9 protein-coding genes are annotated in these 13,836 nt (G+C 38.0%); 7 read left to right on the forward strand and 2 right to left on the reverse strand.

The window, feature by feature from the left end:
- Positions 1-20 precede the first annotated feature (20 nt).
- From SOI84_RS06175 to SOI84_RS06190, 4 genes are all read left to right on the forward strand, one after another.
- Positions 21-1,247: an MFS transporter gene (locus tag SOI84_RS06175; protein WP_320673690.1), complete on the forward strand. Its 1,227-nt coding sequence runs from the start codon at positions 21-23 to the stop codon at positions 1,245-1,247.
- An 81-nt stretch (positions 1,248-1,328) separates the two neighbouring features.
- The gene (ppk1, locus tag SOI84_RS06180) at positions 1,329-3,449 is read left to right on the forward strand and encodes a polyphosphate kinase 1 (RefSeq protein ID WP_320673691.1); all 2,121 of its coding nucleotides are present in this window, start codon (positions 1,329-1,331) and stop codon (positions 3,447-3,449) included.
- Positions 3,450-3,665: 216 nt separating this feature from the next.
- Positions 3,666-4,691 (forward strand): RpoD/SigA family RNA polymerase sigma factor, encoded by a 1,026-nt coding sequence (locus SOI84_RS06185; protein WP_320673692.1) that lies wholly within the window; start codon positions 3,666-3,668, stop codon positions 4,689-4,691.
- A gap of 5 nt (positions 4,692-4,696) precedes the next feature.
- Positions 4,697-5,350 carry a dolichol kinase gene (locus SOI84_RS06190; RefSeq protein ID WP_320673693.1) on the forward strand — a complete coding sequence of 218 codons (654 nt, stop codon included), beginning with the start codon at positions 4,697-4,699 and terminating at the stop codon, positions 5,348-5,350.
- 11 nt (positions 5,351-5,361) lie between these two features.
- On the opposite strand, the gene SOI84_RS06195 is transcribed toward SOI84_RS06190, so the two are convergent.
- A complete protein-coding gene (locus tag SOI84_RS06195; RefSeq protein WP_320673694.1) occupies positions 5,362-6,417 on the reverse strand; it encodes a 3-deoxy-7-phosphoheptulonate synthase in 1,056 nt (351 codons plus the stop codon).
- Between the two features lie 145 nt (positions 6,418-6,562).
- Here SOI84_RS06195 and acnB point away from each other — a divergent pair, with 145 nt between their 5' ends.
- From acnB to SOI84_RS06210, 3 genes are all read left to right on the forward strand, one after another.
- A complete protein-coding gene (acnB, locus tag SOI84_RS06200) occupies positions 6,563-9,127 on the forward strand; it encodes a bifunctional aconitate hydratase 2/2-methylisocitrate dehydratase (protein ID WP_320673695.1) in 2,565 nt (854 codons plus the stop codon).
- Between the two features lie 24 nt (positions 9,128-9,151).
- Positions 9,152-10,528 (forward strand): ClC family H(+)/Cl(-) exchange transporter, encoded by a 1,377-nt coding sequence (locus tag SOI84_RS06205; protein ID WP_320673696.1) that lies wholly within the window; start codon positions 9,152-9,154, stop codon positions 10,526-10,528.
- Between the two features lie 136 nt (positions 10,529-10,664).
- The gene (locus tag SOI84_RS06210; RefSeq protein WP_320675391.1) at positions 10,665-12,233 is read left to right on the forward strand and encodes a radical SAM protein; all 1,569 of its coding nucleotides are present in this window, start codon (positions 10,665-10,667) and stop codon (positions 12,231-12,233) included.
- On the opposite strand, the gene SOI84_RS06215 is transcribed toward SOI84_RS06210, so the two are convergent.
- Positions 12,202-13,575 (reverse strand): O-antigen ligase family protein, encoded by a 1,374-nt coding sequence (locus SOI84_RS06215; protein WP_320673697.1) that lies wholly within the window; start codon positions 13,573-13,575, stop codon positions 12,202-12,204. The genes SOI84_RS06210 and SOI84_RS06215 overlap by 32 nt on opposite strands.
- Between the last annotated feature and the right edge of the window lie 261 nt (positions 13,576-13,836).

A 13,836-nucleotide genomic window follows, 5' to 3' on the forward strand; every position in this document is an offset into this window, starting at 1 on the left:
TCAACCAGTCATCAATAGAAGTGACGAAGACAAAATTCCCTATCGTCATTAGCACATTTCTTACTTTGCTAAATGACCGGCTTGGAGAAAGCATCGTGTTTCCTCTTTTGCCATTTCTTCTTGCAAATTTTCAAACAGATGGACGCACCTTAGGCTTACTAGCAGGTAGCTATGCTCTTGCTCAGTTCGCAGCAACCCCCCTAATTGGGGCATTAAGCGATCGTTTCGGCAGAAAACCTGTGATTGCAAGCTGTGTCACGGGATCAATCATAGGACTAGGATTATTTGCATTAACTATTAGTTTAAAATGGCCTCCTGAATCATTTCTTCCTCTAATACTTTTATTTAGTGCAAGGTTAATTGACGGGATTAGTGGCGGGACTGCTGCTACAGCAAGTGCTGTTTTAGCAGATATTAGCCCTCCTGAACAACGTGCGAAAGCTTTTGGGCTTATTGGAGTTGCTTTTGGATTTGGATTTATTCTTGGACCTTTTCTCGGAGGGAAGCTGGCTCAGCAATCAGTAACTCTCCCAGTGTGGGTAGCAACTGGATTTGCACTAGTAAACCTTGCAGTAGTTCTTAAATTTCTTCCTGAAACACACCCCAAAGAATCAAGAATATCTATCCCTCAAAAAAGAAAGTTGAATCCATTCACGAAAATAAAGCGAATCATGCTTAATCCTCATGTAGGAAAACTATCGTTAGCCTTCTTTCTTTTTTTTCTAGCTTTTAATGGATTTACTGCAATCTTAGTTCTATTTTTCAAAGAAAAATTAAATTGGGGTCCAGAGCTATCAACAACCGCATTCTTAATTGTTGGAATAGTCGCAACCTTTGTTCAAGGTGGACTAATTGGTCCATTGGTGAAAAAATTTAAAGAAAGAAAATTAACTCTTTTTGGCTTAGGATTAGTAATAATTGGAGCTATAATTATTGCACTTACAAAAGAAGGGCAAAGTAGCACAAGCATATTTATTGCAGTAGGAATACTTGCTTTCGGTACCGGACTCGTTACTCCTTGCCTAAGAAGTTTAGTTTCACGTAAGCTCGACACAGAAGGACAAGGTACAGCCTTAGGAAGCTTACAAGCTCTGCAAAGCCTTGGAAGCTTTATAGGACCTGCGTTAGCTGGGCTTAGTTATGATATTTTGGGAAAAAGCAGCCCTTTTATAGGGGCTTCTATTGTTGTCATGATCGTAATACCACTAGTCAGCAGAGAAACGCACAAAACAGTATCTCCTGATTAAAATATAGAAGGGTCTGCGCATCAAAACAAAAAATTACATCTCAAAATTTTTATAGATGGTCTTGCCTACCTACTTCCTAAAATGATTAACACTGATAAAACACGAAAAGGGTATATAAATCGTGAATTGAGTTGGATCTCATTTAATTTTCGTGTCTTATCCCAAGCCCTAGATATCAAAACACCTCTTATTGAACAAGCAAAATTTAGTGCAATTTTTAGCAATAATCTTGATGAATTTTTTATGGTAAGGATTGCTTCTTTAAAGTCTCAAGTTGAAGCAGGGATCACCAAACTGAGTGAAGACGGTAGAACTGCATCAGAACAATTAGAAGAAATCCGAAAAAGACTTTTACCAATTCTAAAATTACAAGCCAATCATTATCATGATTATCTAAAGAATGAACTTCGAAGAAACAGAATTTTGATAGTAGACTATGAAGACTTGAATGAAATTCAAACAAGTTGGATTAACAGTTATTTTAAGACAAAAATTTTTCCTGTTCTAACGCCTCTAGCAGTCGATCCCGCTCATCCATTTCCTTACGTAAGCAACCTCAGCCTAAATGTAGCTGCAATTATCATAGATCCAGAAAAAGATCAAGAACAATTTGTTCGAGTAAAAATACCTCAGAAAAGCATAAGCCGATTTATCTCAATACCTACAGACCTAGACAAATCAACTTCAAACGCTGAGCTAATAACAATACCTCTGGAACAAATCATAGGCTGTAATCTAAGAATGCTTTTTCCAGGAATGAAAATAAAAGAACACTATTTTTTTCGTGTTACTCGTGATGCAGACTTAGAGCTCAGAGATATAGAAGCTGATGACCTAATGATTGCAATAGAAGAAGGTCTTCGGAAGCGTAGGCTTGGTGGTGAGATTGTAAGGCTAGAAGTGTCAGATAAAATACCCGTAGAAATTCTAAATATGTTAATAAAAGGGTTGTCTATTAAAGAAGAAGACGTATATATGACAAAAACAATATTAGGTCTCGATGACCTACTTGAATTGTCAACTATATCTAATCATAGGCTTAAATTTAAGCATCATGTCGGCAAAACCTGTAAGCCACTGAAACATAGTCAAACTGGGAAGCTTGAAACTTCATCTAGCAATAAAGATGAATTCAAAGATATCTTCTCAATAATCAAAAATAAAGATATTCTTTTACATCATCCCTATGATTTATTCTCTACCTCTGTAGAAGAGTTTATAAATCAAGCTGCTGAAGACCCAGATGTTTTAGCAATCAAGATGACGTTGTACAGAATTGCAAAAGACTCTCAAGTTATTAAAGCCTTAATTCGAGCTGCCGAAAGTGGCAAACAAGTTATGGCACTGGTAGAATTAAGGGCACGTTTTGATGAAGATAACAATATTCAATGGGCAAAACAACTAGAACAATCAGGTGTTCATGTTGTTTATGGGGTTGTGGGCCTTAAAACCCACACAAAAATCGCATTAGTGATCAGGAATGAAAGCAATAAATTAAAAAGTTACGTACATATTGGAACAGGTAATTACAATTGCAAAACATCAAAACTATACACAGATTTAGGTTTACTTTCTGCTAGAGAGGATCTGGGTAAAGATTTAGTTGAGCTATTTAACTACTTGACTGGCTTTGCTAAACAACAAACATTTCGCAAGTTGCTTGTCGCCCCCGTCAGCCTGAGAAAAGGTATAGAAACGTTAATCCATCGAGAAATCAAGAACCATAAGGAAGGTAAAGGTGGAGTAATTAGAGCTAAGATGAATTCATTAGTAGACCCTAATATCATAAATCTTCTCTATGAAGCTTCTCAAGAAGGAGTCAAAATAGAGTTAATCATTCGAGGGATGTGTTGTTTATACCCAGGTGTAAAAGGTCTAAGTGAGAATATTCAAGTGATCAGTGTCATCGGGCAATTCCTAGAACACTCGCGTATATTTTGGTTCTACAATGGTGGAGAAAAAGAAGCTTATATAGGTAGTGCAGACTTTATGCGACGTAATTTAGATAGAAGAATTGAGGCTGTTACACCCATTGAAGATACTTTACTCTTAAAACGTATTGAACAACTTCTAGCGATATACCTGAATGACAACTGTGCCGCATGGGACATGCAGAATGATGGCACCTTTGTGCAACGAAAAGCAAAAGGACAACAATACAGAGCGCAAGATGAATTGATAGCCTTTTGGGAAACTCTATAGAATGTCCTCAGAAAGGAATTTAATAAAAAAGGGATAAAATAGCTTTTTGAAAAAGTCTGAAAAACTAGACCAAAACCTATAGGTTGCGTTTTATACCTATCAAAGAACCTGAAGTTTTTTAGCCATAGGACTACCAAAAGATTTCATATTCTATTCTGCTCAATTTGTAAGTTAGTGCTAAATTTCAACCAAATCTAATTTAAGGAGGACAGGGTGATGGGGATCCCTCTGAAATCTGCTAAGAGCATTTCTGCTCAGCAAAAGGCTAATTCGACTTTATCGTCAGACAAACAAGCGGACACCAATAAAAGCTCATTACCCAAACAAACACAAAAAACAACTAACAAACAAACTGGACGACTGGCTACAGATGCTATTGGCTTTTATCTAAGCAGCATCGGCAGAGTCCCTCTCTTAACAGCAGCAGAAGAGATAGAGCTTGCACATCATGTGCAAGCTATGAAAGAACTTCTTCAATCACCAAAAGAAGAACATACACCCAGACAACGGCACCAAATCAGGATGGGCAAACGGGCAAGGGACAGAATGATGGCCGCCAATCTTCGACTTGTAGTTAGTGTTGCCAAAAAATATCAAAACCAAGGACTTGAACTGCTTGACCTAGTACAGGAAGGAGCTATTGGCCTAGAACGTGCTGTTGATAAATTCGATCCAGCCATGGGCTACAAATTCTCGACCTATGCCTATTGGTGGATTCGACAAGGAATGACTCGGGCAATAGATAACAGTGCTCGCACCATTCGTCTGCCAATTCACATCAGTGAAAAGCTTTCCAAAATGCGACGCATCTCTAGAGAATTGTCCCATCGATTCGGGCGTCAACCAAATCGGCTAGAACTTGCACATGCAATGGGTATCGAACCTCAAGATTTAGAAGATCTTGTCGCACAAAGTGCTCCATGTTCATCACTAGATGCCCATGCCCGGGGTGAAGAGGATAGAAGTACTTTGGGAGAACTTATTCCTGACCCAAATGGCACCGAGCCTATGGAAGGAATGGATAGAAGTATTCAAAAAGAACATTTGGGTGGATGGCTATCCCAATTAAATGAAAGAGAACAAAAAATACTTCGATTACGGTTTGGTCTAGATGGAGAAGAACCTTTAACACTTGCTGAGATAGGCAGACAAATCAATGTTTCACGTGAACGAGTAAGGCAATTAGAAGCCAAGGCAATTATCAAACTACGTGTAATGACCAACCATCAACAAGCTGCATAATTGTCTTGGGGAATATTCTTTCTCTAGGCCTAATTGGAAGTTGGATTGCTGTTATCATCTCGCTAGCAATCCTTTGTCGTAAAATTTGGCCAAATAAAAAAGAACTAAGTAGAAAAATTGTCCATATAGGTAACGGTCCTGTAATTCCCATGGCATGGTTTTTAGGCATTCCGAAGGATGTCGCACTAACCTTTTCATGTTTAATTACAATCACTTTATTGATTAATCAGCAACTTAGAATAATACCTGCTATAGAGGATATAGACCGTAAAAGTTTCGGAACAATTGGATACGGAGCAGCTATAACTATTCTATTATTTTACATGTGGCCAGACAATGCAGCAGCTGTAAGTAGCGGAGTACTTGTTATGGCCTTTGGAGATGGCTTAGCAGGGTTAATTGGCTCCAATATTAATTCATATCGTTGGCAAATATTGAATCAAAAAAAATCATTACTTGGAACTTCTACTATGTTTATAGTGTCTTTTCTAATTTTATTGTTAATCAATATTTACACAGGTTTTTCCTTAAGCTTTTCAGACATCCTCATTATAGCTCTACTTGCAACGACACTTGAACAAGTAGGACAATACGGACTCGATAATATTTTAGTTCCTTTAGTTGTAGCATTTAGTTGGGTATTCTTTCAAGGAGCATAAAATAATTAATTTTATGCTTGGATAGTTTTTACTGAAGATGATAAATCCTTCAAAAGAGATGCCGTTGTATCTATATCAATACATGCATCTGTAATACTTTGACCATAAACAAGTTCATCCTTGTTTCCTTTTAAAGACTGATTGCCTGCTACTAAGTGGCTTTCGAGCATCAAACCCATAACAAAATTAGAACCATTTTCAATCTGAGAACAGACATCATGTAGAACATCCGCTTGTCGTCGATAATCTTTATTAGAGTTACCATGACTACAGTCTATCATTAATTTCTCAGCTAATCTAACTTTCGATAATTCTTTTGCGACTCGATTTACTTCCTCTGAATGATAATTAGTTCCTGACTTACCACCTCTTAATACTAAATGACCATCAGGGTTACCTGTTGTACTAATAATAGATGCATTACCATCTTTATTAATTCCTAAAAAATGATGAGGTCTTGAAGCTGCTTGCATTGCATTGATAGCAATCGACGCAGTCCCATCAGTACCATTTTTATACCCAATTGGCATAGAAAGACCTGAAGCCATTTCACGATGAGTTTGGCTTTCGGTAGTTCTAGCTCCGATAGCAGTCCAACTAATTAAATCAGCAATATATTGAGGAACTACAGGATCCAATAACTCTGTCGCAGCTGGCATACCTTTACGAGCTAAATACAACAACAGCCCCCTGGCACGTCGCAACCCCGTATTTATGTCATAAGAACCATCTAAATGAGGATCATTTATTAAGCCCTTCCACCCAACGGTAGTTCTAGGTTTCTCAAAATACACACGCATCACGATTTCCAATTCAGAAGCATATAAACGACGCAAATCATCCAAATGATCGGCATACTCCTTTGCTGCATCAACATCATGGACTGAACAGGGACCCACTATGACCAACAAACGTGAATCCTCTCCACGCATGATTGCTTGAATTCGTTGTCGTGCTGTGGAGACCGTTTTGATTGCTAAATCATCAATAGGTAAATCTTGATGCAACAAATCAGGTGGCACCAAAGGTCGCGTCTCCACCACATGTAGATCTGAAGTGGTGGTCATTGGTCATAAATCTCGACGCCCTAGGCTAATTAAAGAGCAAGCGAACAGCATCAATGAATTTCATTTCAGCATGTTTATCCATACAAAAAGTATCGATGACGTAGAAGAATAGAGACCTGACTACTAAGGCAACACATCAAACGTCATGTTAAATACCTATTACAAACTCACTGCCGAAAGAGAAACCTTAGGAATTCCTGGTCTCCCCCTCAATGCAGAAGAAACCGAAGAGCTAACCAAACTTCTTGAAGCTCCAAAAAATGGAGAGACCCAGAGCCTAATTCATCTCTTAACCGAAAGGGTTCCACCTGGAGTCGATGAAGCCTCTCTTGTTAAAGCCTCATGGCTCAACGCAGTAGCAACTGGCAAAGTAAATAGTCCCGCCATCCATCAATTAGAAGCTGTCCGTCTACTAGGTACGATGATTGGTGGATATAATGTGGGAGCACTTGTTGGATTACTCGAAAATCAAGATAAAAATATTGCAACATATGCTAGTAATGCTTTAAGTAAAATATTACTTGTTTATGACGCAGTTAATGATATTTTTGATCTTTCTAAAACGAATAACTTTGCGAAGAAAGTAATAAACAGTTGGGCCAATGCTGAATGGTTTACAAACAAACCTCCCCTAGAAAAAGAAATCCAAGTCTGTATTTTCAAAGTTGATGGTGAAACAAATACAGATGACCTCTCTCCAGCGACTCATGCGACTACTCGACCAGATATTCCATTACATGCTTTAGCAATGCTTGAGACACGGTATCCGAAAGGTCTTGATATGATTTCGACTTTAAAAAAACAAGGTAATCCAATTGCATATGTTGGAGATGTAGTTGGAACTGGAAGCTCTAGAAAATCTGCTATCAACTCTGTGCTTTGGCATATTGGTCAAGATATACCTTTTGTCCCAAATAAACGCTCAGGTGGTGTAATTATTGCTAATAAGATTGCACCTATTTTCTTCAATACTGCCGAAGATTCCGGTGCTCTTCCAATTGAATGTGACGTAAGCCAACTCAAAAATGGCGATTTAATAACAATTAAAACATCACAGGGAGTGATCACCAAAGTTGAAAATAATGAAGAAATTATTGCAAAGTTTGAGTTAAGTCCAAACACAATTACTGATGAAATACAAGCTGGTGGAAGGATTCCCTTGATGATTGGTAGAGCTTTAACTGACAAAGTTCGCTTAAAACTTGGACTTAATCCTTCAGAGATATTCATTCGACCTAATACACCAACAAATCCAATCGACGGTTATACACAAGCACAAAAAATAGTTGGAAAAGCTTGTGGTCTTGTTGGGATTCAACCTGGAACAAGCTGTGAGCCTATCGTCAGCACTGTAGGGAGCCAAGATACAACAGGGCCAATGACACGTGACGAGATGAAAGAACTTGCTTGTCTAGGATTCTCAGCTGATTTAGTAATGCAAAGCTTTTGCCATACTGCCGCTTATCCAAAACCAGTAGATCTAGAAACACATAAAGAACTTCCTGATTTCTTTGCTGATAGAGGAGGTGTGGCACTAAGACCTGGTGATGGAATTATTCATAGCTGGTTAAACAGAATGTTATTGCCCGACACAGTTGGCACCGGAGGTGATAGCCATACTCGTTTCCCACTAGGCATTTCTTTTCCAGGGGGATCTGGGTTAGTGGCTTTCGCAGCGGCAATCGGTGCCATGCCTATTGACATGCCAGAGTCAGTTCTCGTGAAATTTAGAGGTTCTTTACAAGAAGGCATTACCCTGAGAGATGTAGTTAACTCAATTCCTTTATTTGCAATTGAAAAAGGCTTGTTAACTGTTGAAAAAGCAAATAAAAAAAATATTTTTAATGGAAGAATTATGGAAATAGAAGGTTTACCTGACTTGAAACTAGAACAAGCTTTCGAATTAACCGATGCTTCTGCTGAAAGATCATGTGCGGGATGCTCTATAGCACTGTCAGAAAAAACAGTTAGCGAATACCTACGGAGCAATATTGCATTGCTTAAAAATATGATTAAAAATGGCTACCAAGATTCAAGAACCTTACAAAGGCGAATAAAAGAAATGGAAACATGGCTTCTAAGCCCAAATCTAATTAGTGCTGATAAAAATGCTAAATATAAAGAAACAATAGACATTAACCTGGATGAATTAAAAGAGCCAATTCTTGCATGTCCGAATGACCCAGACAATGTTAAGTTGCTGAATCAAGTGGCAGGAACTCCTATACAAGAAGTGTTCATAGGTTCTTGCATGACTAACATTGGACATTACAGAGCGGCGGCAAAAATACTAGAAAATGAAGGACAAAATAAAGCAAAATTATGGGTTTGCCCACCTACACGAATGGACGAAGAAATGCTAAAGGAAGAAGGATATTATCAAATATTTGAAGCTGCTGGCAGTCAAATGGAAATGCCTGGATGCTCATTATGCATGGGCAATCAAGCACGTGTTGAAGACAACAGCACTGTATTTTCTACAAGCACACGTAACTTTAACAACCGTTTGGGTAATGGAGCTCAAGTCTATCTAGGAAGCGCAGAACTTGCTGCTGTTTGTGCATTATTAGGATACATACCAACCAATTCAGAGTATCAACAAATAGCAGCTAAACAAATCAGCCCGCTTTCCTCAGAACTTTATAGATATCTTAATTTCAATGAGCTTTCGGAATATTGCGAAGACGCAAAAATAGTTAACTTAAAATAATATCACTTCTAAAAAACAAATACAATGAACAAATCTCCTAAATCAACAAGAAATTTAGCAATAACATCTAGTAATAAAAGTATTAAAAGCCTTCTCCGTAGAAGATGGCTGGCCATAGCAATAGCATTAGCTCTTACAGGACTCGGTGCATCACTAACAGGAAGTCTATTTAAAAGTGGAATCAAATTACTAGAAACTTGGCGATTAGAGCTTCTAGTAATTTTCCCAGCCTGGATAGTTCTTCCACTATTGGGAATTACAGGTGGATTCATTTCTGGAACGCTTATAAAAAAACTTGCTCCTGCCGCAAGTGGATCGGGTGTAATTCCAATCATGGGATATCTGCGTCACCGTAATATTCCAATGGGATTACGAGTAGGTTTAGTCAAATTAGTTGCAGGCATTATTGCTATTGGTAGCGGATTCCCCCTGGGACCCGAAGGACCTGCCGTACAAATGGGTGGATCTGTAGCTTGGCAATTTGCAAAATGGCTAAAAGCACCAAATGCTTTTCGAAGAGTGATTGTTGCAGCAGGAGGAGGAGCAGGTATTGCTGCAATCTTTAGTGCGCCACTGGGAGGTTTCTTTTATGCAATCGAAGAACTACTAAATTCTGCTAGACCTATAATTTTAGTTCTAGTAATAGTTACTACATTCTGGGCAGACTCATGGGCCGATTTACTGCAAAGTATGGGGCTTGGAAACTCAGAAGGTGGGTTTAATAAATTACTAGGTTTTCAACTTGAGCGAACATATTCACCGCAAGTCGAATTCTTTCCTATCGATTTCATTTACTTAATAGCACTAGGAATCGTTGCTGGTTTACTAGCTGAGGTATATAGCAGATATGTAATCACCATGCAAAAACAAGGGGATAAATTTTTCGGCAAAAAGTTGGTCCTTAGAATGGTAGTAAGTGGCTTTATTTTAGGGGGAATTTACTCTTGTCTACCTGAAACATTCCATAAAGCTTCTGTGCTACAAAGCAAAATTGCTTTGGGAAGTATAGACATCAAAATGGCAATAACAACCTTTATTGTTCTTTTTATATGCAGTGGCATTGCGGCCGCCTCAAAAGCACCAGGAGGGTTGTTTTATCCTATGCTTACTCTAGGAGGATCGATTGGTCTTGCATTTGGAATCATTGTTGAGATACTTACAGGGCACGTACCCAGTACGTATGTTTTTGCTGGAATGGGAGCATTTGTAGCAGGTTGCTCTCATACACCAATAACTGCCATGTTCCTTGCTTTTGCATTGACAAAAGATTTGCTAATACTAAAACCAATTTTAGTTGCTACACTAACAAGCTTTCTGGTAGCTAGAATATTTAATGAGTCATCTATTTATGAAAGACAATTAAAAATAGAATTCAAATCAAATAATACAAAACCTCAGTAAATCTACAATAAAATCCTTTAAAATGTTTGAATAGAAAAAAGTCTATCGCATTAGACTCTCATCACTGGGAATTACTCTGAAACAAGAAACTCTACTATTTAATCCCAGTATCCCTTCCAAAGATGCTCTCAAAGTAATACTTGCTTTTCCTAGTAATTACTCTATAGGTATTACCAGTCTTGGATACCAAGTTATTTGGGCAACACTTGCACAAAGAAATGATGTAGACGTTAAGCGTCTCTTTACGGATCTGAGAGAACGTGCTCACAGAAAATGTGATTTATTTGGGCTATCTCTTAGCTGGGAACTTGATGGACCAATTCTACTAGATTTATTAGAAAAAGAAGGTATACCAATATGGAGCAATCAAAGAAAAGAAGAAGACCCAATTGTCTTTGGAGGTGGACCAGTTTTAACTGCTAATCCGGAGCCTATGGCTCCATTTTTTGATGTAATTTTAATGGGCGATGGAGAAGAGCTATTGCCAAGGTTTATTGACAATTTAAATGCAACAAAAAATAAAACAAGATTAGAACGTCTTCATAGTTTAACAGCTATACCAGGAATATATGTACCGAAGTTCTATGAACCAGAATATGACAAAAGTGGAACGTTATTACGAATTAGCCCAATAGATCCAAAGATCCCTGAGAAAGTTGTTAAACAAACATTTCTTGGCAATGTACTCAGTCACTCAACTGTTATTACACCCGACGCAGCATGGCCAAACATACATATGGTTGAAGTGGTCAGAAGTTGCCCGGAAATGTGTAGATTTTGCATGGCAAGTTATCTCACATTGCCTTTTAGAACCAGCTCGCTAAACCAAGGCTTAATACCCGCCGTAGAAAAAGGATTAAAAATAACAAATCGAATAGGGTTACTAGGTGCATCAGTTACTCAACACCCTCAATTTAATGAACTAATGGAATGGCTAAATCAAGATAAATTTGATGAAACAAGGATTAGTGTTAGTTCGGTTAGAGCCGGAACAATTACTCCTGATTTAAGTAAAATTCTTGCGAAAAGAGGCACTAAATCTATTACTATGGCTATAGAAAGTGGCAGTCAAAAAATCAGAAATATAGTAAATAAAAAATTAAATGAAGATGAAATTTTTAATGCCGCAAAAAATACATACCTAGGCGGCTTAAAGGGATTAAAGCTTTATGGAATGGTTGGTCTACCTTTGGAAAATGAAGAAGACATAGAAAAAACAGCTGATTTATTAATCAGACTCAAAAAACAAACATCTCAACTAAGATTTACTCTTGGTGTGAGCACGTTTGTTCCTAAAGCTCATACTCCATTTCAATGGTATGGAATTCATAAAAATGCTGATAAAAGACTTAAAAGATTAAGCAAAGTGCTCAGACCTCAAGGGATTGAAGTTAGACCGGAAAGTTATAAATGGAGTTTAATCCAGGCGCTTCTTTCAAGAGGAGATAGAAGACTTGCACCCGTAATTTATGCAATTAGAGGTTCTCATAATCGTTTAGGGGAATGGAAAAAAGCATTCAACGCTGCATTTAATCAAGAACTAAACAAACACTTTTATCCCGTCAATGAACCTCCTCCTCCTCCTGCCTGGGATGAAATAATCCATGATCAATGGGATACCTCTAAAGTACTTCCCTGGAATCATCTAGAAGGACCTATAAACAAAGCAAAACTTATTGAGCACCACCTACTTTTAAAGACTTGATCAAGTTTTCTTTTTTACCTGGATATAACATCGACCTCAACCCAGCCAACAAAATCCAACCAACTATATTAATTCGACTATCAAAAAAGGGCATATCTGCTCCATGCATTGCCAACAAAACAAATGCTGCGGTCCACCATGCTCGATCAAAAATCTTCTCATTAAAATTGCCACCATTAGGCACCCCCTTTAGAAGAACCCCTCTTTTCAATGCAGTTATTAAGAGGGAAACAACAGTAAAAACAAAAATTAGCGCAACTGGTAAACCGTGACTTACAGCTAGATCTAAAGGAAGATTGTGGGCATGACCATGCCACTGGCCAGTCCTTAGTGGATACAGAACGGAAAAAGCTGCTGCTCCCCAACCAAACCAAGGACGTTCTGTAATGAACTCAACGGCCACTTGCCACTGGCGAAGGCGCGTAGAATCCAAAATTCTGGAATCACTATATTGCATATCATTTAATCGAGACCAAATACTTTCAGGAACAAATCTTCTGGCAAAAGTTTGCAAGTTTGGATGAACTAAAGGAAAAGAAGCAAAAGCTACAAACATAGAAATAAATGCCAATAGAGGCAATAACCAATACCAACGCGTAGGTCCAATTACAAAGGGTAAAGCCAAAAACAACCCCCCCCAAGCATTGCGCGAATCTGTAAGAACAAGAGCACAAACAATCAAAATTGCAAAAATAAATGCAAAAAAACGATGTAACCTACTAATCTTTACTTGCAAAAGTAAAGCAAGAGAAAAAGGCCACACTACAGCCAACCAAGCACCTGCAATATTTGCATAATCAAAAAGACCAGATAATCGACCTACAGGTTCACCACCAGGAGAAATAAACCAAACAATTAAACCATTAAAGATCTCCCAAGGTCCCTGCCAGCCAAACCAAAGCTGACCAAAGCCTGTAAGCAAAACTGGGAAAGTGCCTACAACTAAACAAACAGCAGCCTGTCGTCTAGCCTTAGGAAAGAGAAGAAAAGGCTGTGCCGCAATGAATAACCAAAAAAAAGGCAACCAGTTCCCTAATCCAACAATAGCCAACCAACCTGTATATGAACTAAAAATACCTAACAGCATCAATAAAGCAATTATGAAGAATGCTTTGTTCCATCGGTCATTCCAAAACTTTTTAAATTGTCTAGGAGTGGTATAAAACAAAGCCGGAAGTAAAAATAAACCTGATAAAAAGGCACTGGATGGCAAAAAAAACAAACCGGCTTGAAACAAACACCAAAATCTGACATTAATGAGAGGTGGTGCATCCCTTACATCCTTTAAAAAAGATTTGATGGATAGAAGAAATAAGCCAGTTGGATTAGCCTGTTGATTCATAATAAAAGCCTTACATAGCTTAGAGGCACTAGATCATTCGCATTTAATCGACGAATAATCACACTAATCTACTCGAAAGAAGAAACCTAAAGATCGAAGTGACTTATTCCAAGGTTTAGTCACTAAAAAGTTTTTTATTTATAAACATTGCACACTAGAAAGGGGAATTACGCTAAAACCAACAATAAGACACATAAAGAAGTAAATTAGTAAAATCAATTTCAAAAAAAACTCAAACCATCTATTGGGTCATTTAAGCAA

The sequence above is a fragment of the Prochlorococcus sp. MIT 1341 genome (genome assembly GCF_034092415.1).
Lineage (GTDB): Bacteria > Cyanobacteriota > Cyanobacteriia > PCC-6307 > Cyanobiaceae > AG-363-P08.

What these genes read in the sequence shown, in the direction of transcription:
- ppk1 (WP_320673691.1), top strand. Translation starts at nt 1,329, where the DNA reads ATGATTAACACTGATAAAACACGAAAAGGGTATATAAATCGTGAATTG.
- SOI84_RS06185 (WP_320673692.1), top strand. Translation starts at nt 3,666, where the DNA reads ATGGGGATCCCTCTGAAATCTGCTAAGAGCATTTCTGCTCAGCAAAAG.
- SOI84_RS06195 (WP_320673694.1), bottom strand. Translation starts at nt 6,417, where the DNA reads ATGACCACCACTTCAGATCTACATGTGGTGGAGACGCGACCTTTGGTG.
- acnB (WP_320673695.1), top strand. Translation starts at nt 6,563, where the DNA reads ATGTTAAATACCTATTACAAACTCACTGCCGAAAGAGAAACCTTAGGA.
- SOI84_RS06205 (WP_320673696.1), top strand. Translation starts at nt 9,152, where the DNA reads ATGAACAAATCTCCTAAATCAACAAGAAATTTAGCAATAACATCTAGT.
- SOI84_RS06215 (WP_320673697.1), bottom strand. Translation starts at nt 13,575, where the DNA reads ATGAATCAACAGGCTAATCCAACTGGCTTATTTCTTCTATCCATCAAA.